At 72.1% G+C, this 24,120-nt stretch carries 24 protein-coding genes; 14 read left to right on the plus strand and 10 right to left on the minus strand.

Annotated features, from left to right (window positions below):
* Positions 1–11 precede the first annotated feature (11 nt).
* Positions 12–734 carry an endonuclease/exonuclease/phosphatase family protein gene (locus BLS95_RS09610; RefSeq protein ID WP_090930565.1) on the plus strand — a complete coding sequence of 241 codons (723 nt, stop codon included), beginning with the start codon at positions 12–14 and terminating at the stop codon, positions 732–734.
* A 9-nt stretch (positions 735–743) separates the two neighbouring features.
* Positions 744–1,856 (plus strand): hypothetical protein, encoded by a 1,113-nt coding sequence (locus tag BLS95_RS09615; RefSeq protein ID WP_245764955.1) that lies wholly within the window; start codon positions 744–746, stop codon positions 1,854–1,856.
* Positions 1,857–1,927: 71 nt separating this feature from the next.
* Here BLS95_RS09615 and BLS95_RS09620 read toward each other — a convergent pair whose 3' ends face one another.
* Positions 1,928–2,383, minus strand: a complete 456-nt coding sequence (locus BLS95_RS09620) for a hypothetical protein (RefSeq protein WP_090930566.1) — start codon at positions 2,381–2,383, stop codon at positions 1,928–1,930.
* Positions 2,384–2,429: 46 nt separating this feature from the next.
* Positions 2,430–3,188: an alpha/beta hydrolase gene (locus tag BLS95_RS09625; RefSeq protein ID WP_090930567.1), complete on the minus strand. Its 759-nt coding sequence runs from the start codon at positions 3,186–3,188 to the stop codon at positions 2,430–2,432.
* Between the two features lie 161 nt (positions 3,189–3,349).
* Here BLS95_RS09625 and BLS95_RS09630 point away from each other — a divergent pair, with 161 nt between their 5' ends.
* Positions 3,350–4,066 carry a lysophospholipid acyltransferase family protein gene (locus tag BLS95_RS09630; protein ID WP_090930568.1) on the plus strand — a complete coding sequence of 239 codons (717 nt, stop codon included), beginning with the start codon at positions 3,350–3,352 and terminating at the stop codon, positions 4,064–4,066.
* Positions 4,067–4,121: 55 nt separating this feature from the next.
* On the opposite strand, the gene BLS95_RS09635 is transcribed toward BLS95_RS09630, so the two are convergent.
* Positions 4,122–4,583 (minus strand): MarR family winged helix-turn-helix transcriptional regulator, encoded by a 462-nt coding sequence (locus BLS95_RS09635; RefSeq protein WP_090930999.1) that lies wholly within the window; start codon positions 4,581–4,583, stop codon positions 4,122–4,124.
* 82 nt (positions 4,584–4,665) lie between these two features.
* Between BLS95_RS09635 and BLS95_RS09640 the strand changes: the two genes are divergently transcribed.
* A complete protein-coding gene (locus tag BLS95_RS09640) occupies positions 4,666–5,094 on the plus strand; it encodes a DoxX family protein (RefSeq protein WP_090930569.1) in 429 nt (142 codons plus the stop codon).
* Positions 5,095–5,159: 65 nt separating this feature from the next.
* Here the strand turns inward: BLS95_RS09640 and mmuM are convergent, their stop codons facing one another.
* Together mmuM and BLS95_RS09650 are read right to left on the minus strand one after the other, a co-directional pair.
* The gene (mmuM, locus tag BLS95_RS09645) at positions 5,160–6,026 is read right to left on the minus strand and encodes a homocysteine S-methyltransferase (RefSeq protein WP_090930570.1); all 867 of its coding nucleotides are present in this window, start codon (positions 6,024–6,026) and stop codon (positions 5,160–5,162) included.
* Positions 6,027–6,126: 100 nt separating this feature from the next.
* The gene (locus tag BLS95_RS09650; RefSeq protein ID WP_176993107.1) at positions 6,127–6,786 is read right to left on the minus strand and encodes a Crp/Fnr family transcriptional regulator; all 660 of its coding nucleotides are present in this window, start codon (positions 6,784–6,786) and stop codon (positions 6,127–6,129) included.
* A 73-nt stretch (positions 6,787–6,859) separates the two neighbouring features.
* On the opposite strand from BLS95_RS09650, the gene BLS95_RS09655 reads away from it, so the two are divergent.
* Positions 6,860–7,123 (plus strand): YciI family protein, encoded by a 264-nt coding sequence (locus BLS95_RS09655; RefSeq protein WP_090930572.1) that lies wholly within the window; start codon positions 6,860–6,862, stop codon positions 7,121–7,123.
* A gap of 257 nt (positions 7,124–7,380) precedes the next feature.
* Here BLS95_RS09655 and BLS95_RS09660 read toward each other — a convergent pair whose 3' ends face one another.
* Positions 7,381–9,825: a VIT domain-containing protein gene (locus tag BLS95_RS09660; protein ID WP_090930573.1), complete on the minus strand. Its 2,445-nt coding sequence runs from the start codon at positions 9,823–9,825 to the stop codon at positions 7,381–7,383.
* Positions 9,822–10,802, minus strand: coding sequence for a helix-turn-helix domain-containing protein (locus tag BLS95_RS09665; RefSeq protein WP_090930574.1), 981 nt, complete (start codon positions 10,800–10,802; stop codon positions 9,822–9,824). Before BLS95_RS09665 ends, BLS95_RS09660 begins: the two co-directional genes overlap by 4 nt.
* Before the next feature lie 138 nt (positions 10,803–10,940).
* Here BLS95_RS09665 and BLS95_RS09670 point away from each other — a divergent pair, with 138 nt between their 5' ends.
* The 4 genes from BLS95_RS09670 (at position 10,941) to BLS95_RS09685 (ending at position 13,922) form a co-directional block, all read left to right on the plus strand.
* Positions 10,941–11,408 (plus strand): Dps family protein, encoded by a 468-nt coding sequence (locus tag BLS95_RS09670; protein WP_090930575.1) that lies wholly within the window; start codon positions 10,941–10,943, stop codon positions 11,406–11,408.
* A 110-nt stretch (positions 11,409–11,518) separates the two neighbouring features.
* Positions 11,519–12,157 carry a TIGR04282 family arsenosugar biosynthesis glycosyltransferase gene (locus BLS95_RS09675; RefSeq protein ID WP_090930576.1) on the plus strand — a complete coding sequence of 213 codons (639 nt, stop codon included), beginning with the start codon at positions 11,519–11,521 and terminating at the stop codon, positions 12,155–12,157.
* A complete protein-coding gene (locus tag BLS95_RS09680) occupies positions 12,154–12,786 on the plus strand; it encodes a class I SAM-dependent methyltransferase (protein WP_090930577.1) in 633 nt (210 codons plus the stop codon). Before BLS95_RS09675 ends, BLS95_RS09680 begins: the two co-directional genes overlap by 4 nt.
* A gap of 113 nt (positions 12,787–12,899) precedes the next feature.
* Positions 12,900–13,922, plus strand: coding sequence for an alkaline phosphatase PhoX (locus BLS95_RS09685; RefSeq protein ID WP_090930578.1), 1,023 nt, complete (start codon positions 12,900–12,902; stop codon positions 13,920–13,922).
* Positions 13,923–14,066: 144 nt separating this feature from the next.
* Here BLS95_RS09685 and BLS95_RS09690 read toward each other — a convergent pair whose 3' ends face one another.
* Positions 14,067–14,660, minus strand: a complete 594-nt coding sequence (locus BLS95_RS09690; protein ID WP_176993108.1) for a TetR/AcrR family transcriptional regulator — start codon at positions 14,658–14,660, stop codon at positions 14,067–14,069.
* Positions 14,661–14,754: 94 nt separating this feature from the next.
* Here BLS95_RS09690 and BLS95_RS09695 point away from each other — a divergent pair, with 94 nt between their 5' ends.
* Positions 14,755–16,947, plus strand: a complete 2,193-nt coding sequence (locus BLS95_RS09695; protein WP_090930580.1) for an MMPL family transporter — start codon at positions 14,755–14,757, stop codon at positions 16,945–16,947.
* Here BLS95_RS09695 and BLS95_RS09700 read toward each other — a convergent pair.
* Entirely contained in the window at positions 16,916–17,830 is a 915-nt protein-coding gene (locus tag BLS95_RS09700; RefSeq protein ID WP_218135679.1) for a bifunctional helix-turn-helix transcriptional regulator/GNAT family N-acetyltransferase, read from the minus strand. The two genes, BLS95_RS09695 and BLS95_RS09700, sit on opposite strands and share 32 nt — an antisense overlap.
* Positions 17,831–17,861: 31 nt before the next feature.
* On the opposite strand from BLS95_RS09700, the gene BLS95_RS09705 reads away from it, so the two are divergent.
* The 3 genes from BLS95_RS09705 (at position 17,862) to BLS95_RS09715 (ending at position 21,509) form a co-directional block, all read left to right on the plus strand.
* Positions 17,862–18,776, plus strand: coding sequence for a lactonase family protein (locus BLS95_RS09705; protein WP_176993109.1), 915 nt, complete (start codon positions 17,862–17,864; stop codon positions 18,774–18,776).
* Between the two features lie 52 nt (positions 18,777–18,828).
* Entirely contained in the window at positions 18,829–20,169 is a 1,341-nt protein-coding gene (locus BLS95_RS09710) for a N,N-dimethylformamidase beta subunit family domain-containing protein (RefSeq protein ID WP_090930582.1), read from the plus strand.
* Positions 20,170–20,483: 314 nt separating this feature from the next.
* Positions 20,484–21,509 carry a 6-phosphofructokinase gene (locus BLS95_RS09715; protein WP_090930583.1) on the plus strand — a complete coding sequence of 342 codons (1,026 nt, stop codon included), beginning with the start codon at positions 20,484–20,486 and terminating at the stop codon, positions 21,507–21,509.
* Between the two features lie 240 nt (positions 21,510–21,749).
* On the opposite strand, the gene BLS95_RS09720 is transcribed toward BLS95_RS09715, so the two are convergent.
* Complete coding sequence (locus BLS95_RS09720; RefSeq protein ID WP_090930584.1) at positions 21,750–22,619, minus strand: MHYT domain-containing protein; 870 nt, start codon at positions 22,617–22,619, stop codon at positions 21,750–21,752.
* 252 nt (positions 22,620–22,871) lie between these two features.
* Here BLS95_RS09720 and thiI point away from each other — a divergent pair, with 252 nt between their 5' ends.
* Positions 22,872–24,068: a tRNA uracil 4-sulfurtransferase ThiI gene (thiI, locus tag BLS95_RS09725; protein WP_090930585.1), complete on the plus strand. Its 1,197-nt coding sequence runs from the start codon at positions 22,872–22,874 to the stop codon at positions 24,066–24,068.
* Positions 24,069–24,120: the final 52 nt, after the last annotated feature.

The following is a 24,120-nucleotide window of genomic DNA, read 5'->3' on the forward strand; positions in this document are numbered from 1 at the left end:
AGCCCGCGTACGTGAAAGTCAGGGTCGCCACCTACAACCTCCGCGGGCTGCGTGACAGCGCGTCCGCACTGACCAGGGTCATCACCTCCCTGCGGGCCGACGTGCTGTGCGTGCAGGAGGCGCCCAGGCTCGTACGCTGGCGGGCCAGGCGTCAGGCGCTGGCCGCCGCCGCGGGGCTGCGGGTGGCCACGCCGGGCAGGGTCGGCGGCGTGGCCGTGCTCACCGGGCCGCGTGTCGGCGTGCTGCACGCCGAGACCCATCCGCTGCGGGTCTTCCTCGGGCTGGAGGCCCGCGGGCTGGCCGTGGCCGTCGTGCAGACGGAGGGGGCCCGGCTGGCGGTCGGCTCGCTCCATCTCGACCTCAACGACCCGGCCAGGGTGCACCACGCCGCCGAGGCCATGGCGATCATGGAGCGGGCGGCCACCCGGTTCGGCGCGGCCATCGTGCTCGGTGGCGATCTCAACGAGCAGGCGCACCAGCCGGCCTGGCGCTTTCTCGCCGGGCGGCTGGCCGACTGCTACGCGACGGCGCCCCGGGGCGACGGCCCGACGTTCACCGCCCGCAATCCCGCGGTCCGCATCGACGGGGTGTTCGCCGCGCGCGAGGCGCAGGTCGTGGCCTGCGGGGGAGCGGAGGCCTCCGGCGCCGATCTGGCCGCCGCTTCCGACCACCTGCCGGTCGTCGCCGAGTTGCGTGTCGGGGTCTGCCGGGCAAGTGCATCCGCCAACCCGTAGCATTTGTTCATGACCCGTCGCTTTCGGCGGCGTGCGATCTCCTTGATCTTGGCGACGTCCGTGGCCTGGTCTCAGGTCACGCCCGCCGCGCATGCCGATCCTCGCCGCCCGTCCACGATCGAGGCGTGGCAGCAGTCGACCAGCGTGCGCCTGCAGGCCGACGCCTCGCTGTCGGACGTGCTGGCGATCTCGCCAACCGACGTGTGGGCGGTGGGCCAGCAGGAGATCTGGGATGTCTGGAAGAACCGCGGCACCATCCGGCACTGGAACGGCAGCGCGTGGGCCGAGGTGCCCGTGCGCGACGCCACGGCCGCCGGAAACCTGCGCGGGCTGGCCGCCGTCTCGTCCTCCAACGTGTGGGCGGTCGGCGACGGGCACGACGGGGTGCCCTACCTGGCGCACGGCGACGCGGCCGGGTTCGACCGGGTCAGGCCACCGGTGCTGCGGGCCGGTGACTGGCTCGGCGGCATCGACGCCAAGTCCGGGAAGGTCGTCGCGGTCGGCAGCCGGGACAAGCAGGCCCTCGTCCTCACCGGCGAGGACAACACCTGGACGGTGCAGGAGATCGAGGAGGACGGCGCGCTCTACGCGGTGGCCGGCGGGTTCGCCGTCGGTGACACCGGCGCGGAGCCGATGATCGTGCACTACACCGACGGCTCGTGGGAGCGGATGCCGCTGCCTTCGATCCCCGGCGGCTATCTGCGTGACGTGCAGGTCGACAGCTCCAAACGGGCGATGGCCGTGGGCGGCGTCTACCACGGCCCCGGCGACGTCTCGCCGCTCGTGCTCACCTGGAACGGCAAGCGCTGGCGGCAGCAGCCGGTGCCCGAGCCCGACGCCCGGCTCTACGGGGTGACCGGCGACGGCAAGGGCCGCTACTGGATGGTCGGCTACGACGACTCGCAGGAGGCGGAGCCGTTCATGATCCGCTGCGAGAAGGCCGACTGCGAGGCCATCCGCGGCGCCACCCAGCAGGGCAGGAGCAGCGTACGCCTCCAGTCGGTGGCCTATCTCGCGGGCAAGGGGACGGTCTGGGCGGTCGGGCACGCGGTCGACACCGCCGACCGCTACACCGACGTGGTGGAGACGTTCGCGCCCAGGAGCACGACGGCGAAATCCTGAGGCGCCCTCCCGGAGCACCGCCGCCAGGACGGCCTCCGGGAGCACTCCCGCCGGCGTGGAGCGCCGGCCTCCTAGAGCACCGCGCCGTCGTCCCAGCCCGAGTCGTTGGGCCGGTCGTCGCCCATGCGCACCACCAGCGCCACAAACCCCCCGATGAACGCCGCCACCGCCGTGAACAGCGCCCAGCCCTCCATGTGCCAGCTCGCCATGGCCGCCACCAGCAGATAGGCAGGCCCGCCGAACAGCGCCACCCACGCCAGCTTGGTCGGCAGGTCCAGCTTGGGCAGCGGCGGCGGTGGAGGCGGCTCGAAGTGCCCCTCGTCCTCCTCGTCGCCGCGGGCCCGCTCATCCTCCGGCTCCTCCGGTGTCTCGGGGTCCTCGGAGGGTTTGACCACCCGGCGGGTGGGCTCGGCGGGGACGTTTTCGCTGTCCGGCCAGGGCTGGTCGGCCGAGTCGCGCTCGGCTGTGTCGTTGAAGGACGCGACGATCTGCCGCCAGATCTCGTCCTCATCACGCTGGGGCGTCACCTAGATGGGCCTCTCCGCAACGATCGCGACTTCCCCCTGGGTGCGATCAGTCCCTCTGCAAGGGTACCGAGGCATGTGTCCGGATGAAGTCGAGGCTCCCGGCAAAGATCCTGTCGGCATCGTTGTCCAGCGTCGCAACATGGTAGCTATCGGTAAGCTCCTCGATCGTGGCCTGCGGGACCTTCCGGCGAATGATGGCCACGCTGGTCGGCTTCACCACGTGGTCCTCCCTGCTGTGGAAGACCAGCAGCGGTTGTGTCACTTTCGCCAGGTCCGCCTGCACCAGCGACCACAGGCCCGGCAGCGACGCCGCCGCCTTCACCGGTGTGCGGGTGTAGGCCAGCTCGGTCACGCCGGGCTTCTTGACGTCGTTGGCGACGCCGGGAACCGACGGCACGAACCATTTGAGCAGCGGAGCCAGCCTCAGTAGCGGCACGTCGTTCACGATGGAGGGGTTGACCACCATCACGCCCCTGATCGCCGCGCCGTGCACCTCGGCGAGCCGTAACGCCATGCAGCCGCCCAGGGACAGCCCCGCCACGAACACCTCCGGGCAGCGGCCCTGGAGGTCCGCGAACGCCTTCTCCAGCTCGGCGTACCAGTCACCCCAGCGGGTCCGGTTCATCTCCTGCCACCGCGTGCCGTGCCCGGGCTGGCGGGGCAGCGACACGCTCACCCCGTGCCCGGCCAGGAACTCGGCCCAGGGCCGCAGCGACTGCGGCGTGCCGGTGAATCCGTGGCAGAGCAGCACGCCGACTTGACCCGCGTCGTGGTGATAGGGCTCCGCGCCTGGCATGAGCGGCATAACAGCTCCTCCATGCGATTTCATTCCGGCAATTTCATGCTGGAACGGCCCGATCGTCGCACGTTTTGGGTTATTTGTGCGAGTGCTGGTGTAGGACCATGACGTTCGGGATGGGAAGATGACTCTGCCCGCCGACGTCGCGCTGGAGAAGAGGTGCCGGGGTGTTCTACTGGGTGGTCAAGGCCATCTTGGGTCCGATGCTCCTCGCAGTCTTCCGCCCGTGGACCGAGGGCGCGGAAAACGTCCCCAGGCAGGGGCCCGCGATCCTGGCCGGCAACCACCTCTCGTTCGCCGACCACTTCTTCGGCCCGCTCCAGATCCGCCGCAAGGTGATCTCGCTCGGCAAGGCCGACTACTTCACCGGGCGCGGCATCAAGGGCTTCTTCACCCGGCTGTTCTTCAGCGGCGTCGGCACCGTGCCGATCGACCGCTCGGGCGGCAAGGCCAGCGAGGCGGCGCTGCGCACCGGGCTGCGCATCCTGCGCGAGGGCAACGTGCTGGGCATCTACCCCGAGGGCACCCGCTCGCCCGACGGCCGCCTCTACAAGGGCAAGACCGGGGTGGCCAGGCTCGCCCTGGAGTCGCGGGCGCCGGTGATCCCGTGGGCCATGGTCAACACCTACGAGATGATGCCGCCGGGGCGGCCGCTGCCCAAGCTCGGCATCCGGCCGGGGGTGCGGTTCGGCAAGCCGCTCGACTTCTCCCGCTATTACGGGATGGAGGATGACCGCCTGGTCCTGCGCGCGGTGACCGACGAGATCATGTACGCGCTGATGGAGCTGTCGGGGCAGGAATACGTCGACAAATACGCGGCCAGCGCCAGGGTGGAGATGGAGCGCGCGGCCCGCGCGGCCGCGGCCGCGGCCGCGAAAAACTAGCCAGGGGACGGCCTTCACGTGGTCGGGCCCGTGACGCCATGGCCCGCCGTGCCGGTCATGCGGTGGTCCGTAACGCCTCTTCGGTGCGCAGCATGGCGCTGGTCATCGCGTCGAGCTCCGCGCGGCTGAGCCGGTCGATCAGGTAGGCCCGCACGACCTCCACGTGACCGGGCGCCACCCGGTCCAGGCAACGCGTGCCGGCCTCGGTGAGCACCGCCAGCACGCCCCGGTCGTCGGACGGGCACGTGGTGCGCTCCACCAGCCCCGCCTTCTCGAGCTGGGTGATCTGGTAGGTCAGCGCGCTCTTCGACACCACGACCACCCTTGCCAGCTCCGTCATGCGCATCTGGCGTCCGGGGGCCTCGGCGAGCCGCGCAAGGATCTCGTATTGGGGGTGCGTCAGCCCGGCCGTGGCCTTGAGCTGCTCTTCGATGCGTCGCTCCAGCAGATGGGACGTGTTCAGGAAGGCGCGCCACGCCGCCAGCTCCGTCGCGTCCAGCCATCGGGTGTCTGTCACCGCCACAGTCTACTTCTCGTTCGAATTTGAACATTCGATGCTAAGGTGATGTTCAAATCTGAACGACATCCAAGGAGTGCGCATGCTCGACCACGCGCGTCCCGTGGCACTGCTCATCGCGCGGATCGCCATCGGGGCGATCTTCCTCGTGCACGGATACCAGAAGTTCGCGAAGATGGGCATCGCGGGCACGACCAAGTTCTTCGAGTCCGTGGGCATCCCGCTGGCCGGGCTGGCCGCTCCTGGGGTGGCGGCGCTGGAGGTGGTGGGCGGCCTGGCGATGATCCTGGGCGCGGCACTGCCTGTCGTGGGCACGCTGCTGGCGATCAACATGGTCGGCGCGATCGTGTTCGTCCACGGCGCCAGCGGGTTCAGTGCGGACGGCGGTGGTTACGAGTTCGTCATGGCGCTGGCCGCGGCCAGCCTGGCGATCGGCTTCACCGGGGGCGGCGCGCTGGCCCTGGACAACCGGATGAGCCGGCGCCGCCGCACGCTCATCGCGCCCGCCTAGCACCTCTGCCGGCGAATGACGGTACGGCGGCCCCGGGGGAGGTGCTTCGGGGCCCGGCCGGTGGTTCAGGACAGGTGCGCGCGGATCTGCCTGATGTGCTCGGGAGTGGTACGGCAGCAGCCGCCGATCAGCGCGGCACCCGCCTGCTGCCACTCCCGGGCGGCCTGGCCGAACTCGGCAGGATCGGCCAGGCCCGCCCAGCGGCGGTGCTCGGCGTCCCACGTCTCGCCCGAGTTCGGGTAGACCACCACGGGCAGGCCGCCGGCCAGGCACGAGATCAGCCCGGGGATGTGGCTCGGCGCGGTGCAGTTGGCACCCACCGCCACCACCTGCGGGTTTCCGCTGAAGAGAGCGGCCGCCGTGTGGATCGGCGTGCCGTCGCTGATCCGCTCGCCGTCCCGGCAGGAGAAGCTCACCCACGCCTTGACCTTGGGCGTCATGTCGAGCAGCCGGGCCAGCGCCCGGGCCTCGGCATAGGACGGGATCGTCTCGCAGGCCAGCAGGTCGGCGCCGGCCGAGGCGAGGATCTCCCAGCGCGGCAGGTGCCAGGCGAACAGGCCGTCCTCGTCGAGGTCGTAGTCGCCGGTGTATTCGGCGCCGTTGGCCAGATAGGCGCCGTACGGGCCGACCGAGGCGGCCACCAGCCCGCCGCCCGCCTCGTCACGCGCCTGCCCCGCCAGCTCCACCGACAGCTTGATCAGCCGCTCGGCCCCCGCCACGCCGAGTCCGCGGCGGACGAACCCCGGGATCGTGGCCTGGTAGCTCGCGGTCGTGGCCACATCGGCGCCCGCGGCGAAATAGTCGGCGTGCACCCGCCGGATCAGGTCGGGCTTCTCCATCAGCAGCCGGGCCGACCAGAGCTCGTCGCCGAGGTCGGCACCGAGGTGTTCGAGCTGGGTGGACAGGCCGCCGTCCAGGACGAGTGTGGTCACCCATCCAGGGTATGAGCCCGGCCGAGTGCCGGGGAACGCGCTGAAGACCGGGTCGCGGGCGAGCTCCCATCACTCCAGCCGATCACCGGGGCCGGCGCCTTCACCCCACCGCGACGGCGGCCAGGCGAGCCAGCGCCCGCCGGTCCAGTACGGTCACCTCACCGGCGCGGATCTCGATCATCCCCCGGCGCTCGAACCCGCGCAGGGCCCGGTTGACGCTCACCCTGGTCGCCCCGATCTCGGCGCCCAACCCGGCCTGCCCGCCATAGAGCGGGACGGGGCCGCCGGTGGCGCAGCGGCGGACCAGCCAGGTGGCCACGCGCGAGGGCACGTCACGCACCGCGGCGTCGATGAGGCGCTCGTCCAGGTCGCGTACGGTCGCCGCCAGCGTGCGCAGCAGCCGCGCCGCCACGGACGGCTCGGTCGCCACGAGCTCCAGCACCGCCGGGCGCGGCAGGTAGGCCACCTCCACCGGCGTCATGGCCGTGCGCGTGGCCCGGTGCGGGCCGTCCACGAGCAGCGCCGTCTTGTCGAACGCGACCGGCGCGGCCTCCACGGCCAGCACCACCTCCCGGCCCTCCGCGCTCACCCGCGCCGCCTTGACCCGCCCGTCGAGCAGCACGATGAGCTGGTCCGCCGGATCGCCCTCGGTGCACAACACCTGCCCGGCCGGGTAGCTCCGCCGCCGCGCCGTCAGCCCGCGCAGCACCGCCATGTCGAGGTCGGCGAACATCGGGAGGTCGGCCAGCGTGTACGTCATGTATCCGGATATACACCACCATGGTGACCTGCGATGCTGAGCGTCCGGGTGGCCGGGCTCTAGCGTGCCGGGCATGGCGAGATACGTACTGCACCTGGCGTTCGACGGCGATCCCCGGCGGCTGGAGGTCCGGCCCGCGCACCGCGAGCACCTGCGGCGGCTCAAGGACCAGGGGCGGCTGGTGAGCGCCGGGCCCTGGGCGGACGACACCGGGGCGATGCACGTCTACGAGGTCGCCGACGAGGCCGAACTGCGGGACATCCTCCGGGAGGACCCGTACACGGCGGTGGACGGCTACGAGATCGTGCTGCTGAAGGAGTGGACCCCGATCCTGTGACCACCCGATCCTGTGACCACCCTGGGACGACCACCCCGATCCTGTGGCCCCGGGACGGCCATCCCGGAACAGTCCTCCGGGGAGGCCGCCCGGGAGAGCCTCCACAGCCGGGGGCGCCCGCGTGGTGGCGGGCGCCCCCGGGAGACAGGCGGGCGATGTCCTGGAACGGTTGTCCGGGGAGGGCGCTTGGGAGAGCCGCCGCAGTAGGGGCGCCCGCCTGCGGTGGCGGGCGCCCCGGAGACACGCAGGCCGTGGGGTCAGGTGCGCTTCCAGAACGGGCCGCGGCGCCCGCCCGGACCCGGTGAGCCGCCCGGACCCGGCGAACCGCTCGGACCCTGTGAGCCGCCGGAACCCGGCGCGGTGCCGTCGGTCAGCGCCGTCAGGACCTCGACGGCGCGATCGTGCAGGGCCCGCGCGTCCGCGCCCGGCTGCTCGGCCGCCTCCAGCTCGCGGGCCAGCGCCTCCAGCCGCGGCTCCCCCCCGAGGTAGGCCGCCAGCGCCGCCAGCCGGGACCCGAGGTCGGCCAGGAACAGCAGGTCGGGTACGGGCATCGCCTTGAGCCGGTCGAGCTCGGCCACGAGTTGCGGCCTGACCGAGTCCAGCGGGTGCCCCGGCCGCGGGTGCTGCGGCAGGCGCCCGCGTCCGCCCCCGGGCCTGCCGCCGGGCGTCCCGGAGGGAGGCGGAGGCATGCGGCCGGGGATTCCCGGCATTGCCGGCATCCTGGGGGGCGGGGGCGGCGGCCCGCCGAACGCCTCACCCGTCCCACCGGCGATGAGGCCCTGGTCCATATTGGAGGTGTCGAAACCGGGCGCAGGTGTCCGCATCCGCCCGAACCCCGCGGGCGCCGCCATGACGGCCTGCCCCGCGAATCCGCCCATCAGCGGCGTCGCCTGCGGCGGCTCCCACCCGCTCGGCGGCTCGACCGGCTGGATGACGCGGTGCTCGGGCCCGCCGTCCGTCACCTGCCGGGTGTCGATCGCCACGTATGCGGTGAAGCGACACAACACGCCGTGCTCCAGGGACGTGCGTACGATCTGCGACTCCAGGTCGTGCTCGCCCATGGCGTACCGGTCTTCCAGCTCGCGCAGGTGCGCGCGGGCCCAGACGGCGCGCAGGGCCGGATTGTCCACCGCCACGCCCGCGATCTGCTCCTCCCACGGCATGCCGGCCGCCATGCCGCGTACGGTCAGCGAGGAGCCCTCCCGGTAGCGCCCGTACACGCGCAGCGGGACGCCGGGGAAGATCGAGCCGAGGTGCGTGACCGTGCCGGGCTCGACCTCGAGGCCCTTGATGGACAGGTCGGTCACCAGGGGAGCGCCGATCCTGCGGTGGATCTGCTCCATGGCGGCGTCCAGCCGGTCCTCCGACTCGACCAGCTCGCACCGGCCCGCGCCCAGCCCGGCGAGCCTGCCGAGGAACCCGGCGTTCACGGCTCTGTCGATGCCGACCGTGTGCACGCGCATGGCCGACAACGGGCCGCCCGCCTGCTCCAGGATCTGGTCCTCGTTGCCCACCTGACCGTCGGTGACGAGCACGACGACGCGTTCGCGCTCCGTACCGGCGCCCAGCAGGGCGGTGGCCTGGCGCAGCGGTTCGAGCAGCTCGGTGCCGCCGCGGGCGTCCACCCGCGCCAGGTGCTCGACGGCGCGGAAGCGGTTGCGGTCCGACGCCTCCACGAGCCCCTCGAACGCCTGCTCCACCACCGAGTCGAACGTCAGCACCGCGAACCTGTCACGCGGCGTCAGCGTGTCGACGATGCGCGCGGCGGCCCGGCGGGCGGCGACCATCTTCCAGCCGCCCATGCTGCCGGAACGATCGAGCAGCAGGACGAGGTCACGAGGCGTGCGGGTGCCTTCGAGTGCCGGCGGCACGACCGTGAGCGCGAACGTGCCCGGCCCCTCGGCTCCGCGGTCGAGCTGCAACGACGTGGACGCCTCGAACGACATCCGGAGGATGAAGTCGCGGTCCAGGCGTTCGTCGGGGCGCAGGCGTACCGTGTGGCCCTGTTCCTCCACCACGTGCAGGCTGGAGGCGAGCTCGCGCAGCTCCAGGCCCGCCGCGTCCACGCTCGCGGTGAGCGAAAGACGGACGGGGTTGGGGAAGCCGGGCAGCAGGACGGGCGGGCTGATCCTGGAGGCGTCCGGCACGGCGTCGGTGTCGGGCGCGACGCCGTCCCCGGCGGGCGCGCCGTCGATCGGGCTGCCGGGGATGTAGCGCGGGGCCACCACCAGCGGGAAGCGGAACGTGGCCGCGCCGTCCTCGTACGGGAGCGGCTGGCTCATGGTCAGCCGGACCGAGACGCGCTCGCCGGGCAGGATGTTGCCCACCCGGATCGTGAACACGTCAGGCCGGTCCTCCTCGGCGATGGCGGCCCGCCTGCCCTCGCGCAGCGCCTGGTCGTAGTCCGCCCTGGCCTGGCCGCGCTCCTTCAGCACGCCTTCGACCACCCGGTCGTCGGCCTCCATCCGGAACCCGGTCACCGCCGCCCGGTCGGGGAGCGGGAAGACGTACGTGGCCTCCAGCGTGACGTCGAACGGGTTCCGGAACCCCTGCGTGACCTCGACCCCGGCGATGAGCCCCGAGATGCCGGCCGTCACGTCCACGCTCTCCAGCGGCAGATTGCCGCGTTCCGTCCGCAGTGCGCCGAACCCGGCGTCCGGCACCGGCAGGCACCGTGCGGGCTCCAGCGAAGTGATCTTCATATCAGCTCCCTCTCTTCGAGCACCGCGAGCAGCGGACCCGCCGCCGCCAGCACCGCCTGAACGTCCTCCTCGGACGGCACCCGGCCCGCGTCCAGCACGAGCCGCACCCCGTCCGCCAGCCACACTCCGCTGACCACGGCCCCACCCCGGCCCGGAGCCTTCCCGGAACGCGTACCCGGCGCTGGGACGGGCGCACCCGGGGCCGCGGCGGGCATCCTCGGGCTTACGGCACTCTCCCGCGGCCGCTCCGCCCAGAATCGCCCGCGCACCGACCCTCCAGCGTCCGGCCCACCACCGTCCGCCCGCAGGCTGTCCGGCCCATCGCCACCAGCTCGCAGGCCGTCCGGCCCACCACCCTGGGCCCGCACTTCGCTCGGACCACCATCAGCGGCCCGCAGTTCGTCCGGACCACCATCGTCGGTTCGCGAGCCGTCCGGGCCGGCGTGGTCGGCTCGGAGGCCGCCTGGGGCCGTGCTCGTGACAGGTGGCACGCCGTCATGCGTGGCGTCGCCTTCCATGGCGTCGTGGGCGGCGGTGGTGAGCCCGTGAGCCGTGTGGGCCGGTGGGGCGGCCGCATTGCCCGGCGCGGTCGCGGACGGCGGGTGGGACGGGCTGAGCGGAGGGTCCATGAGCGGCGTTTCCGCCGGGATCAGGTCCGCGGTGCTCAGCTGGGCCGCCGCCTCCAGCATCCGGTCCGTCGCCCCCGTCAGCGCCGTCTGGATCTGCGCGATCGACTGCCCCGCCGCCTGCAGCCGCTTGACGGCCACGAGTTGCAGCAGGTGCCGCCGTCCGTAACGGGCGACCCGGCCGCGCCTGGTCAGCGGCGGGTCGACCAGGCCGATGGTCGTATACCACCTGATCAGCCGCTCCCCGGGCACATCGCGGACCCGGCCGTTGGCCGCCTGCGGCGGGGTGGCGGCACGCAGCGCCCGCGCCGCGTGCGCGGCCAGCTCGCCGATGGTCCAGGTGTCGCTCATACCTCCACAATGACACTGTCATTATTACACTGTCAACAAGGAAGGAGACCGGAAGATCGGTGGGGCATATTTCGTTGTAATGGGGGAAATGTCCGACCGATATGGGAAAAGTCCGACCTACGGGGAGGAACAAGGACAATGGCTGCAATCACCGGCCCGATCACGGGCGAAGCCAAGAACACCGTCGCGGAAGTCCTCCAGGGCGCCCTGGTAGACCTGATCGACCTCTCGCTGGTCGCCAAGCAGGCGCACTGGAACCTCGTCGGGCCTCACTTCCGTCCGATCCACCTCCAGCTCGACGAGGTCACCAGCCTGGCCCGTACGCACATGGACGAGATCGCGGAACGCGCCGTCGCGCTCGGGATCAACCCGGACGGCCGGGCAGCCACCGTGGCCAGGAGCACGAAGCTCCCGCAGCCGGACGGTGGCTGGCTGGAGGACGGCAAGGTCGTGGCGACCATGACCGACCTGCTGGACGGCATCAGCAAGCGCATGCACGAGCGCGTCCACACCACCGAGGAGCCCGACCCGGTCACCCAGGACCTGCTCATCGCCGTCGCCCAGGAGATCGACAAGCAGCACTGGATGTTCCAGGCTCAGCGCTGAGCCGATATGCGAAGAAGGCCCGGGAAGCCGACGCGCGGTACCCGGGCTTTCGCGTGTCGTAATCGGCACGTAAGAGCCGCTCGGCCCTTGGTGATCTAGCGTGCGGGAGCATGAGCAAGCGCACGCAGATCGTCGTGCTGGCCAAACGGCCGCGGCCCGGGCACGTGAAGACCCGTCTGACGCCGCCGTACACTCCGGCCGAGGCGGCGGAGCTGGCCGCGGACGCGCTGGACGACACGCTGGACGCCGTCGCCGCCACACCCGCCGCCGCCCGCGTCCTGGCGCTGGACGACGCCGACGGCTTCGCCGCGGACGGTTTCACCGTGCTCGCCCAGCGCGGCGACGGCCTGGACGAGCGGCTGGCCTGGGCCTTCGAGGACGCCTACGCCCGCCGCCCGGTGCCCGTGCTGCTCGTCGGCATGGACACCCCCCAGCTCACCCCTGACCTGCTGGCGCGAGCGGGGGCCGCGCTGGAGGAGCACGACGCGGTGTTCGGGCCCGCCGCCGACGGCGGTTACTGGCTGCTCGGCCTGCGCAGGCCCGACCCGGCCAGGATCGTCGGCGTCCCCATGTCCAGGCCCGACACGGGCGCCGAGCAGCTGCGGCGGCTGTGCGGCCTGTCCGTCGCCACGATGCCGTGCCTCACCGACGTGGACGACGCGGCCGACGCCCGCGAGGTGGCGGGTCTGGCCCCGCACACCCGCTTCGCCGCCACGCTGGCCCGCCTCGGCGCGGAGTCCGCCAGGTGATCGGCCGGCTCTACGCCGACTCCCTGCGGGGAGCCGGGATCGACCTCGAATACGAGGACGGCCGCCGTACACCCCTGGACGCGACGCGCTGGCTGGAGCCCATCGACGGGGACGAGGCCATGCTGTCCCGCTGCGGCGGCCCCACGCTCGACGTCGGCTCGGGCCCGGGGCGGCTGACGGTCGAGCTGGCCCGGCGCGGCGTCCCCGCGCTCGGCATCGACGTCACCCCGCACGCCGTACGCCTGACGCGCCGGGCCGGCGGCCTGGCCCTGTGCCGGGACGTGTTCGACCGGGTGCCCGGCAGCGGCCGGTGGCCCACGGCGCTGCTGGCCGACGGCAACATCGGCATCGGCGGCGACCCTGCGGCCCTGCTGCGCCGGATGCGCGAGCTCGTCAGGCCGGACGGCGAGGTGATCGTCGAGGTCGCGCCCCCGGGCACACCCAGCGGCATCGAACGTGTCCGTTTACGCCACGGCGAGGTCACCGGCGAGTGGTTCCGCTGGGCGAACGTCTCGGCCTCCGAGGTGTCCCGGCCGGCCGGGGAGAGCGGATTCACGGTCGCGGAGTGCCACGAGCGGGCCGGTCGATGGTTCGCGTTCCTGCGCCCGGCCTGCGGAACGGCGCCGTAATTCGGAAGATCGCGCAACGGGGGCACGAGGTTTGCGCAGAGTTTGGTGTCGCGAGTCCCTGTCATTCATGTCGGTGCGGTCGACTAGCGTGGCACCTAGAGGGAGGCCCCACGATGTCCCACAAGACTCTTCTCCGGACGGGCCCGCTCTTGCAGGGCGGCATGAGCCCGTATGGACCGCTCGGCCTGCCGGGCGCCGACGGTCTCGCGCTGCCCTCGGGGTTCGGCAGCAGGATCGTGGCCCGCTCGGGGCAGAAGGTGGCCGGGCTGACCTGGCACGCCGCCCCCGACGGCGGCGCCTGCTTCCCCGACGGGGCCGGCTGGATCTATGTGTCCAATTCCGAGCTGCCGCTGCTCGGGGGAGCGTCGGCGCTGCGGTTCCGGGCCGACGGCAGCATCGCCGACGCCTATCGCATCCTGTCGGGCACCGACCTCAACTGCGCGGGCGGCGCCACCCCGTGGCACAGCTGGCTGTCGTGCGAGCTCGGCCACCGCGGCCGCGTCTTCGAGTGCGACCCCTACGGCGCCAGGGCCGCCCGGCCCCGCCTGGCGATGGGCCGCTTCAAACACGAGGCCGCGGCCTGCGACCCGGAGCGGCGCGTGGTCTACATGACCGAGGACGAGCCCGACGGGTGCTTCTACCGGTTCCGGCCGGGTGACTGGGGCGACCTGACCGAGGGCACGCTGGAGGTGCTGTGCGCCTCCGGGAGCTGGCAGGTGGTGCCCTCGCCGGCCGCCCTGCTCAAGGCCGCCCGCCACCAGGTCGACGACGCCCGCCACTTCGACGGCGGCGACGGCTGCCACTACGCGGGAGGGGTCTGCTACTTCACCACCAAGGGCGACACCGGCCTGTGGGCCTACGACGCGCAGACCGGCACGCTCGACCGGCTCTGCGCGGGCGTCCGCGCCATCACCGCCGCGCCCTCTGGCGACCTCTACGTCGCCAGGGAGACGACGGAGATCGACGTGATCGCGCCCGACCGGGCGGTGACGCCGTTCCTCAGGCTCGACGGGCACGACGGGTTCGAGCTGACCGGGCTGGCGTTCTCCCCGGGCGGTGACCGGCTCTACTTCTCGGCGAGGCGCGGCCGCGCGGAGGGCTCCACCTTCGAGGTGTCAGGCCGCTTCCGCGCCTAGGACCAGGGGTCCGGCCCATCCGCGTGCAGGGTCCGCACGTCCGGTTGGTCCGGCCCCTTCCGCGCGCCAGCCCCTTCCGCGCGCATGCCCCTTCCGCGCGCCGGCCCCTTCCGCGCCCATGCCCCCCGCGCGCCGGGCGGGCGGTCAGGCGAGATAGCGCACCAGCAGCACCTTCAGCTCGTTCACCAGCTCGGCGGCGTGCTCCGGCGACGCCGTGGCGATCAGCGGCATCACCGCCTTCACCGTGGCCAGCGTCATCGTGCCGGCGAGCCGGGCACGCTCCTCTGAGACGCCGGGGGAGCGGCGGCGCAGCATGGCGGCGATCCGCCGGGCGAGGTCGTCGTGCAGCCGCTGCGAGGCCGCGGCCAGCCGGTCGCCGGTGGCGGTGCCGTAGAGCAGCGACCAGTACGCAGGCGACGCGCTCTTGAACGCGACGCTCTCATCCACCAGCTGCCCGACCAGGACCTCCAGCGGCACGTCCGGGGTGACGGCGGCCAGCCGGGCGGCCCAGAACTCCTGGCGCTCGTCGGTGTAGCGGGCCACCAGCCCGTCCAGGATCTCCTCCTTGTTCCGGAAGAACTGGTACAGCGACCCCGGCGACATCCCCGCCCGCGCGGCGACCTGGTTGGTGGTCAGGTCCGGATAGCCGACCTCCGAGACCACCGCCTCGGCGGCGTCGAGGATCTCGGCCATGCGCTTCAGACCGCGCGCCTGCCGGCGGACCGTGCGTTCAGGCATGGGTCTCCTCATTGACAAATGCGAGCATTTACTTGTATTTCTGGCTCCGGAAGTAAAACACGAGCAGTTTACCGACTTCTGATCGGGAGGCCCCATGAGAACCGCGCTCGACGCGCGGAGCGCCGACGCCCGCGAGCAGGGGAGCGGGCCCCGGCTGCGCAGGCTCGGCTTCCTCCTCGTACGCCGCCGCCGGCTCGTCCTGTCGCTGGCCCTGGCCGCGCTGGTCGTCGCGGGCGCGCTGGCGGCCGGGGTGGTGCCGCGGCTGTCGCTGGCCAGGTTCGAGGCGCCGGGCTCGGAGTCCGACACGGCGCGGGCCGAGCTGGCAGAGCGGTTCGGCACCGGCAGCCCCGACCTGGTGTTCCTGGTGACCGTGCGCCGCGGCACCGTGGACGACCCCGCGGTCGAGGCGGAGGGCAGGGAGCTGACCGCGCGCGTCGGCCGCGCGGAGGGCGTCGCGGAGTCGGCCTCGTACTGGACCCGCGGCGAGCCCGCCACCCTGCGCAGCCGGGACGGCCGGCAGGCCCTGATCCTGGTGCGCGTCCCGGGAGACGCCGACCACGTACGGAACCAGGTGCTGCCCCGGCTGGTCCCCGAGATCACCCGGGGCACCGCCCTGTTGCAGGTACGGGCCGGGGGCGGTGAGGAGGTCTTCAGGCAGACGGTGCCGCTGGCCCGGCAGGACTTCGTCCGCGCGGAGCTGGTCATCTTCCCGCTGGCCTTCGCGCTGCTCTGGCTCTACCAGCGGCGTGCCATGGCGGCCCTGGTGCCCATCCTGGCCGGAGTGTTCGCCATGGTGATCGCGCTGGCGCTGCTGAGCGCCGTGCTGCCGTTCGCCGAGATCTCCACCTTCGCCCTCAACCTGACCCTGGCCATGGGCCTCGGCCTGGGCATCGACTACTGCCTGTTCGTCATCCACCGGTTCCGCGAGGAGACCGGGCGCGGCGCGGACCGGGCGGCCGCGGTCGCCGGGGCCGTCGAGCACGCGGGCCGGACCGTGCTGTTCAGCGGGATCACCGTGGCCGCGTCGCTGGCGGTGCTGTTCGCGCTGCCGTTCGACTTCCTGCGGTCCTTCGCGTACGCGGGCATCGCCGTCGTCGCGGGCGGCCTGGTCGCGGCGGTGATCGTGCTGCCCGCCGTGCTCGCCTCGATCGGCGGCGCGCTGCTGCCGAGGCGGATCCGGCCCGAGCGCGAGACGGGGTTCTGGCACGGCCTGGCGACCCGGGTGATGCGCCGCCCGCTGGTGTTCGGCGGCCTGGCCACGGCGGTGCTGCTGCTGCTCGCCGCGCCGTTCCTGGGCCTGCGCTTCGGCGTGGCCGACGACCGCATCCTGCCCCCGCAGGCGCCCGCGCGGCAGGTGCAGGAGGTCATCCGCCAGACCTTCCCGGCGGAGGAGACGGACGCCATCCAAGTGATCTCGAAAACCGCGGCGCCAGGCGATGTTTCGCAGTACGCGGCGAAGCTGTCGGCGCTGCCCGGCGTCGCCCGGGTCGACTCCGCCACCGGCTCCTACACGAACGGCCTGCGGACCGGCGATGGCGCCCCGGCCAGGTTCGAGGGCGAGGGCGCCTGGCTCTCCGTGGTCCCGTCCGCCGCGGTCCTGGCCGTCGACCCCGTACGGCTGGTGGAGTCCGTACGCGCCGTCGAGCCGCCCTTCGAGGTGCTGGTCGGCGGCTACCCGGCCGAGCTGGCCGACTACCGGGCCTCGGTCGTGGACCGGCTCCCGCTGGTCCTGGCGCTCATGCTGGGCGTGACGTTCCTGGTCCTGACCCTCATGACCAGGAGCGTGATCCTCCCGGTCAAGGCGACCCTGCTGAACGTCCTCAGCCTCGGCGTCATGTTCGGCGCCGTCGTCTGGGTCTTCCAGGACGGCAACCTGTCGGGCCTGCTCGGCTTCACCCCGACGGGCACGCTCGACCCGAGCATCCCGATCCTGATGCTCTGCATCGCCTACGGCCTGTCCATGGACTACGAGGTCTTCCTGCTGTCCAGGATCAAAGAGGAGTACGACAGGACGGGCGACACCGAGCGAGCCGTGGCCGCCGGCCTGCAGCGGGGGGCGCCGCTGATCACGGCGGCCGGAGGCATCCTGGCGCTCACCTTCGCCGCGTACGCCACCGCCCAGGTGGTGTTCGTGCAGATGCTGGGCGTGGGCATGGCGGTGGCCGTGCTGGTGGACGCGACCGTGGTCAGGGCGGTGCTCGTGCCGAGCCTGATGCGGCTGGCGGGCCCGCTCAACTGGTGGCCGGGCGGGCGCGTCAGAGATCGCGCGTCCACACCTGCTCGGTGAGCTCGATCCCGTTCTCCCTGCCCGGCTGCTCCGACTCCAGCTCGAACCCGGCCGCCTGGTAGATGCGCAGCGCGCTCACCAGGCAGTCGCGCGTCCAGAGCGTGATCCGCTTGTAGCCCTCGGCCCGCGCGTGCCGCACGCACTCCTCGACCAGCCGCCGCCCCAGCCCGAGCCCGCGCGCGGACGGCTCGACCAGCAGCAGGCGCAGCTTGGCCGTCGTGGCGTCCTGGCGCACGCAGAACACGCACCCGGCCCGCTCCCCGCCCACCTCGGCGATCCACCCGGCGTCGTGGGCGGGGTCGAAGTCGGCCGTGATCCTGGCCACGAGCCGCTCGAATTCGGTGCCCCAGCCGTATTCCTGGGCATAGAGGACGCCGTGCCGATAGACGACCCAGCCCAGGTCGCCGGGGCGCGGGGGCCTGATCAGGAAGGGCTCGCGGCCGGGCTCCGTGGCGCCCAGCAGCCGCCTGATCGTCGCCATGCTCCCCACCAGCCGTGTCTGGTCCTCCTCGGCCAGTGTGGCGAGCAGCCGCTCGACCTCCTCGGCCGAGCGCCGGTCGAGCCCGGCGAAGGTGCCGGAGCCGGCCGGGGTGAGGCGGACGAGCTGTCGGCGCGCGTCGGAGGCGGAGCGCTCGCGCACGATCAGCCCGTCGCCGTCGAGGCGGGTCAGGATCCGGCTCAGGTAGCCCGCGTCGAGGTCGAGCAGGCCGCGAAGGTCGCCGGTCTCCATCTGCTCGGCCCGGCCCAGCTCGAAGAGCACCCGCGCTTCCGTCAGCGAGTAGGGCGAGTCGAGCATGCCTGCCTGGAGTGCGCCGATCACTTTCGTATAGAACCGGTTGAAGGCTCGGACCTCGGCGACCCTTGCCTCTGTCAGCGAACTCATTGTCATAGTCAACCATGAGAGGATCCCCGCTGTGAAGCACTTGCACATAGGCGGATACGGCCCGGGCATCGTCACCGTCGGCGGCGCCGGCGACGAGGTTCTGACCAGAATCGCGGCGCCCTCGTTCCTGGCCGCGCACCCGTCCCTGCCGGTGCTGTACGCCGTGGGCGAGCTCGCACGCGGCTGGCTGACCGCCTTCGAGGCCGGCGACAAGCTCGCCCCCCTGGACGAGCGGCCGAGCGAGGGCGACAGCCCCTGCCACGTCGCCGTGGACCCCGAGGGCCGCCTGCTGGCGGCGGCCAACTACGGCGACGGCACCGCCGTCCTCTACCGGCTCGACTCCCGCGGCGCGTTCGAGGGCGAGCCGATCGTGCTGCGCCACCAGGGCTCCGGCCCTGACCCCGACCGCCAGCAGGGCCCGCACGCCCACCAGGCCGTCTTCCACGACGGCCTGCTGCACGTCTCCGACCTCGGCACCGACGAGATCCGCCGCTACCGGCACGACGGCACCGCGCTGGAGCCGATCACGCTGCCCCCCGGCACCGGCCCGCGCCACTTCGCCTTCGCCGGCTCCCGCCTCTACGTGGCCGGCGAGCTGGACGGCAGCCTCACCCTCATCGACGGTGAGCGCCGCACGACCGTGCCCGCCTCCCGCCGCGAGGGCCCGAACGGCCCCTCCCACCTCCAGCTCGACGGCGACCTCGTCTACGTCGCCAACCGCGGGCCGGACACGATCTCGGTGCTGCGCGCCGCCGACCTGTCGCCGGTGGCCGAGGTCCCCAGCGGCGGCCGCTGGCCCAGGCACTTCGCCATCCACGGCGACCGGATGTACGTGGCCAACCAGCGGTCCGGCACCGTCACCGCCTTCACCCTCGACGACGGCGTCCCCTCGCCCGCCGGGCCGACGTACGAGGTGGAAAGCCCGGCCTGCGTGCTGATCATGTAAGGAGTTCGCCAAGTCACGCACCATCGAGGCGGTCGGTCATGACCATGGGCCTGTGCGTAAGATCGTCATCGCCCTCGTCCTGCTGGCCGCCGGGTGCGGCGGCACGCCCGTCGCCGTGCCTCCGGCCAGCCCGTCGCCGCCGCCCGCCGTGGACGTGCGCGAACCCGCCGTGGACGTGCAGGAGTCGTGGCGCATCACGAAACAGGGCGCGGACCACGAGATCGAGGGCTACGCCGACCGGGTCAGCGTCCTGCCGGGCGAGCCCTTCCGGCTGCACGTCTCCACGACCGCGCGGCGCTTCACCGCCAGCGCCTTCCGGATGGGCGCGAACCCGGCCAAGGTATGGGAGTCGCCCCAGGTCCGCGGGGCACGGCAGGCGCCGGCACGGGTGGTGGACGGCACCGTGACCGCCGCGCACTGGGCTCCCTCGCTGACCGTGGACACCGGGGGCTGGCCGGAGGGGGCGTACCTGATCAGGCTGGACGCCTCCTCCGGCGCCCAGCGCTACGTCCCGGTCACCGTGCGCTCGGCGAGCACGGCCGGCCGCGTGGTGCTGGTGAACGCGGTCACCACCTGGCAGGCGTACAACCTGTGGGGCGGGCGCAGCCTCTACGAGGGGCCGGGCGGGTTCGCCGGGCGCTCGCGCACCGTGACGTTCGACCGCCCGTACGACGGCGCGGGCGCGCGGCTGTTCCTGGACTTCGAGAAGGACGCGCTGGCCGTGGCCGAGCAGAGCGGGGTGCCGCTGGCGTACCTGACGAATCTGGACCTCCGGCCGGGCGCGCTCGACGGGGCCCGCGCGGTGGTGTCGCTCGGCCACGACGAGTACTGGTCGCCGGAGATGCGCAGGACCGTCACCCAGGCCAGGGACCACGGCACGAACCTGGCCTTCCTCGGCGCGAACGCCGTCTACTGGCGGATCGGCCCGCACGACAGGAAGGTCGCCTGCGACAAGGAGCGCCTGTGCCGGTTGTGGCGCGACTCGCGGCCGGAGAGCGCGCTGGTGGGGCAGATGTACGACTGCTTCCCCGCCGAGGGCGTCTACCGGGTGCGCAGGCCCGGGCACTGGATCTTCGACGGCACGAAGGGGCGGCGCTTCCCCGGGCTCCTCGGGGTGGAGACCGACAAGGTGTCGCCGGGGTCGCCGGCGAACGTCGAGGTGCTGGCCGAGTCGCCGTTCTCCTGCGGCGGGCGGGCGACCGTCAGCCACAGCACGTACTATGTCGCGCCCAGCGGGGCGGGGGTGTTCGCCTCGGGCACGATGCGCTGGGTGTGCGCGCTGCGGGGGAGCCGGTGCGGGCACGGGGTCACCGACTCCGCTGCCGCCTTCACCCGGCGCTCGACGCTCAACCTCCTGACCCGCTTCGCCCGCGGCCCGGCCGGCCTTCCGTAGCCCGCCGCGCCTCCATGGCCTCTCCTCGCGCGGACCGCCCCCTCCGGGCTCTTCCGGGATTGTGCGCGACCGTGCGAGGGAAGGGAAAATGCCGGGCAAGCTTCTCGTAGCCCGCGACGGGCATTTTGTCGGTTTTTGGGGACTACGAGAGTGATGACCCTGGTTGTCCTGGCGAAAATGGCCGACACGGTCACGAAATCTGGTTCGGACCGCGGACCGTGGCGTTTGGTCTAGACCACTGCCGGAGGCGACGGGCAGAATGCGAGTCTGAACAATGCGGTCCGGTTCGTGAACCCCATCGGGAGGAACCCGTCATGCGTATTGGAGTGCTCACCGGAGGTGGCGACTGCCCCGGTCTCAATGCTGTGATCAGGGCGGTGGTGCGGAAGGGGGTGAGCGTCTACGGCCACGAGTTCGTCGGCTTCCGCGACGGCTGGCGGGGTCCGCTGGAGGGCGAGACCATGCCGCTCGACATCCAGGCCGTACGCGGCATCCTGCCACGCGGCGGCACGATACTCGGCTCCTCCCGGACCAACCCGATCAAGATCGAGGGCGGCGTCGACCGGATCAAGGAGAACCTGGCCACCACCGGCGTGCACGCGCTGATCGCCATCGGCGGCGAGGACACCCTGGGCGTCGCCAAGCAGCTCTACGACCGTGGCGTCAACGTCGTCGGCGTGCCCAAGACCATCGACAACGACCTGTCGGGCACCGACTACACCTTCGGCTTCGACACCGCCGTCAACATCGCGATGGAGGCCATCGACCGGCTGCACACCACCGCCGAGTCCCACCACCGGGCGCTCATCTGCGAGGTCATGGGCCGCCACGCCGGCTGGATCGCGCTGCACGCGGGCATGGCGGGCGGCGCGAACGTCATCCTCATCCCGGAGAAGCCGTTCGACATCGACCGGGTCTGCGAATACGTCGAGTCCCGCTTCCGCACCCGCTACTCGCCGATCATCGTGGTGGCCGAGGGCGCGCACCCGATCGAGGGCCAGATGGCGCTGCAGGCGGGCGAGCTGGACGCCTTCGGCCACGTACGGCTGGGCGGCATCGGCGAGGTGCTGGCCAGGGAGATCGAGAAGCGCACCGGCAAGGAGGCCCGCACGACGGTGCTCGGCCACATCCAGCGCGGCGGCACCCCGACGGCCTACGACCGGGTGCTGGCCACCAGGTTCGGCCTGCAGGCCATCGACGCGGCGCACGAGGGCGACTACGGCAAGATGGTCGCGCTGCGCGGCACCGACATCGTCCGCGTCGGGCTCGACGAGGCCACGGCGGAGCTGAAGACCGTGCCGGTGTCGCGTTACTCCGAGGCCGAGGTGTTCTTCGGCTGAGTGAAAGCCGATTGCAAGCGGGGGGTCGTAGCTTCTGAACCAGCGGGGTTACCGCTAAAACCCCCTCAGGGTACGGCTCGCGTCGCAATGAGTTTGGCGGCCCACTGTGTGAGGCGAGCCGTACCCAGGACATAGCTCAAGCGCAGGGGCGCGCCGGAAGGGATACCTCCGGCGCGCCCCTGCCGCATGTACGCGGCGGCGAGAACCAGAGCGCCACCGTGGCCGCCCTGGGCTGAGGCGCTATCGCCTGCGGGTCTGGACCGGCGGCTGCCGCCGCTGGGGCAGCGGCGTGACGGGCGCGGGCGTGGGATAGGGGAGTTGCGGCTGCTGGTTGGTGCGGCGGCGCTCTTCGAGCTTGGCCACCAGTTCGGCGTCCTCGTGCAGCTCCTCCTCGGAGGGGGACAGGATGACCATGAGGAGCATGGTCAGCGTGATCAGGCTGATGACGGTCATGAGAGGCACGAGGAAGTCGAGGGCGTCGGCGCCGGCGATCATGCCGGGCTGGGGGTCGACGGTGACGTGCATCGCGTACATGCCGGTGTAGTGCATGCCCGAGACGGCCACGCCCATGAGAAGGGCCGCCCCGGTGATCCAGATGGTCTTCCTGACCCTGAGCGTGAACCACAGCGCCACCGTGGCCGCCACCACGGCGATGGCCACGGACAGGCCCACGGTCAGGCGGTCGTAGGCGACGTGGGCCGACATGTTCATGGCGTACATGCCCAGGTAGTGCATGGAGGCCACGCCGAGGCCGGTGAGCAGGCCGCCGCCGAGCAGCGCCACGACACCGCCCCGGCCGTAGGAGACCAGGAGCAGGCCGGTGCCGACGACCACGATGGCCACCACGGCGGAGGCCACGGTCAGCCATACGTCATATTTGATCTGGGTGCCCGTCACCTCGAAGCCCATCATGGCGATGAAGTGCATGACCCAGATACCGGTGCCGCCGATGGAGACGGCCGCGCCCAGCAACCAGCGCACCCGTGCGCCGCCACGCGAGGCGTGCGCCTGGGCGGTGAGCCGCAGCCCGAGCATCGAACCGATGCAGGACATCACGTAGGCGAGCAGCGGTGTGAGCAGGCCATAGGTGAAATGGTTGACAGCGGTCATCTATCGAGCTTCCTTGCATTGGGGATCCCCGGATTGTGGCACCCGGCATGTCCCTTTCGCATAGATATCGAAACTATCTGTCAACTTGACAGTCGGGGCGTGAGGGCACCTCACGGGGCCTGGCCCGGCCCGGCTCCTCCCGTAGAGCTGGTGAGATATCCGATCGAGCGGGGGTGGGAGGCGGACTAAACTCGATGGGTCGCGACGTTGCCATCAACGCGCGCATATCCCCATCTTCCCGGAGGTTCCACCATGACGATGTCCGCCTTGGGCGAGCCGTGCGTTCTGCTCAAGCTGGGCGAAATCGTCCTCAAAGGCAAGAACCGCGAGGTGTTCGAACGCCGGCTGATCGCCAACATCCGCGACGCGCTCAAGAGCCTCGACCTCAAGGTGGACGTGCGCAAGCGGCATGGCGTCATCGCGATCTTCCTGCCCCAGGGCGCCACCGCCGAGCAGGCGCGGGCCGTGGCCGAGCGGGTCGCCGACGTGCCCGGCCTGGTGTGGATCCACCAGGCCTGGCGGGTGGCCAAGGATCCCGACACCGTGCTCAAGGCCGGGCTGGAGCTGGTCGGCGAGAGCGAGGAGGCCAAGCGGGGCGCCCGCTTCGCGGTCCGCTCCCGCCGCCGCGACAAGCGCTTCCCGCTGCGCTCCAACGAGCTCGACCGGCTCGTGGGCGGCGCCATCAACGACGAGTACGGCCTGCCCGTCGACCTGAAGAACCCTGAGCTGACGGTGAGCATCGAGGTCGACAGGGACGAGGTGTTCGTCTTCACCGGCGGCATCCCCGGCCAGGGCGGCCTCCCCGTCGGCAGCAGCGGCCGGGCGCTGGTGCTCATGTCGGGCGGCATCGACTCCCCGGTGGCGGCCTACCGGATGATGCGGCGCGGCCTGCACGTCGACTTCCTGCACTTCTCCGGCATCCCGTTCACCACCTCCGAGTCGATCTACAAGGCTTATGCGCTGGTCAGGAAGCTCGACAGGTTCCAGGGGCGGTCGCGGCTCTGGGTGGTGCCGTTCGGCAAGGCGCAGCAGTCGATCCGCACCTCCGGCCAGGACCGGCTGGCCGTGATCGCGCAGCGGCGGCTCATGCTCAAGACGGCCGAGGAGGTCGCCCACCGCATCCGCGCCTCCGCGCTGATCACCGGCGACGCGCTCGGCCAGGTCTCCTCCCAGACCCTGGCCAACATCACCGCCCAGGACAACGCGGTGGAGCTGCCGATCCTGCGGCCGCTGGTGGGCTGGGACAAGACCGAGATCATGGCCGAGGCGCGGCGCATCGGCACGCTGGAGATCTCGGAGCTGCCCGACGAGGACTGCTGCACGCTGCTCGCGCCCAAGCGCGCCGAGACGCGGGCGAAGATCGAAGATCTGCGGCAGATCGAGAAGCGGCTCGACGCCGAGGAGCTGTGTGTGCAGCTCGCCGACTCGATCCAGGAGTACACGCTCTGACGCGGGTGGTCCGGGTACGCCCGGTGCGGGCTCGTGGCGTGCGGCGGCCGTA

The organism is Nonomuraea jiangxiensis (assembly GCF_900099965.1).
Taxonomy (GTDB): domain Bacteria; phylum Actinomycetota; class Actinomycetes; order Streptosporangiales; family Streptosporangiaceae; genus Nonomuraea; species Nonomuraea jiangxiensis.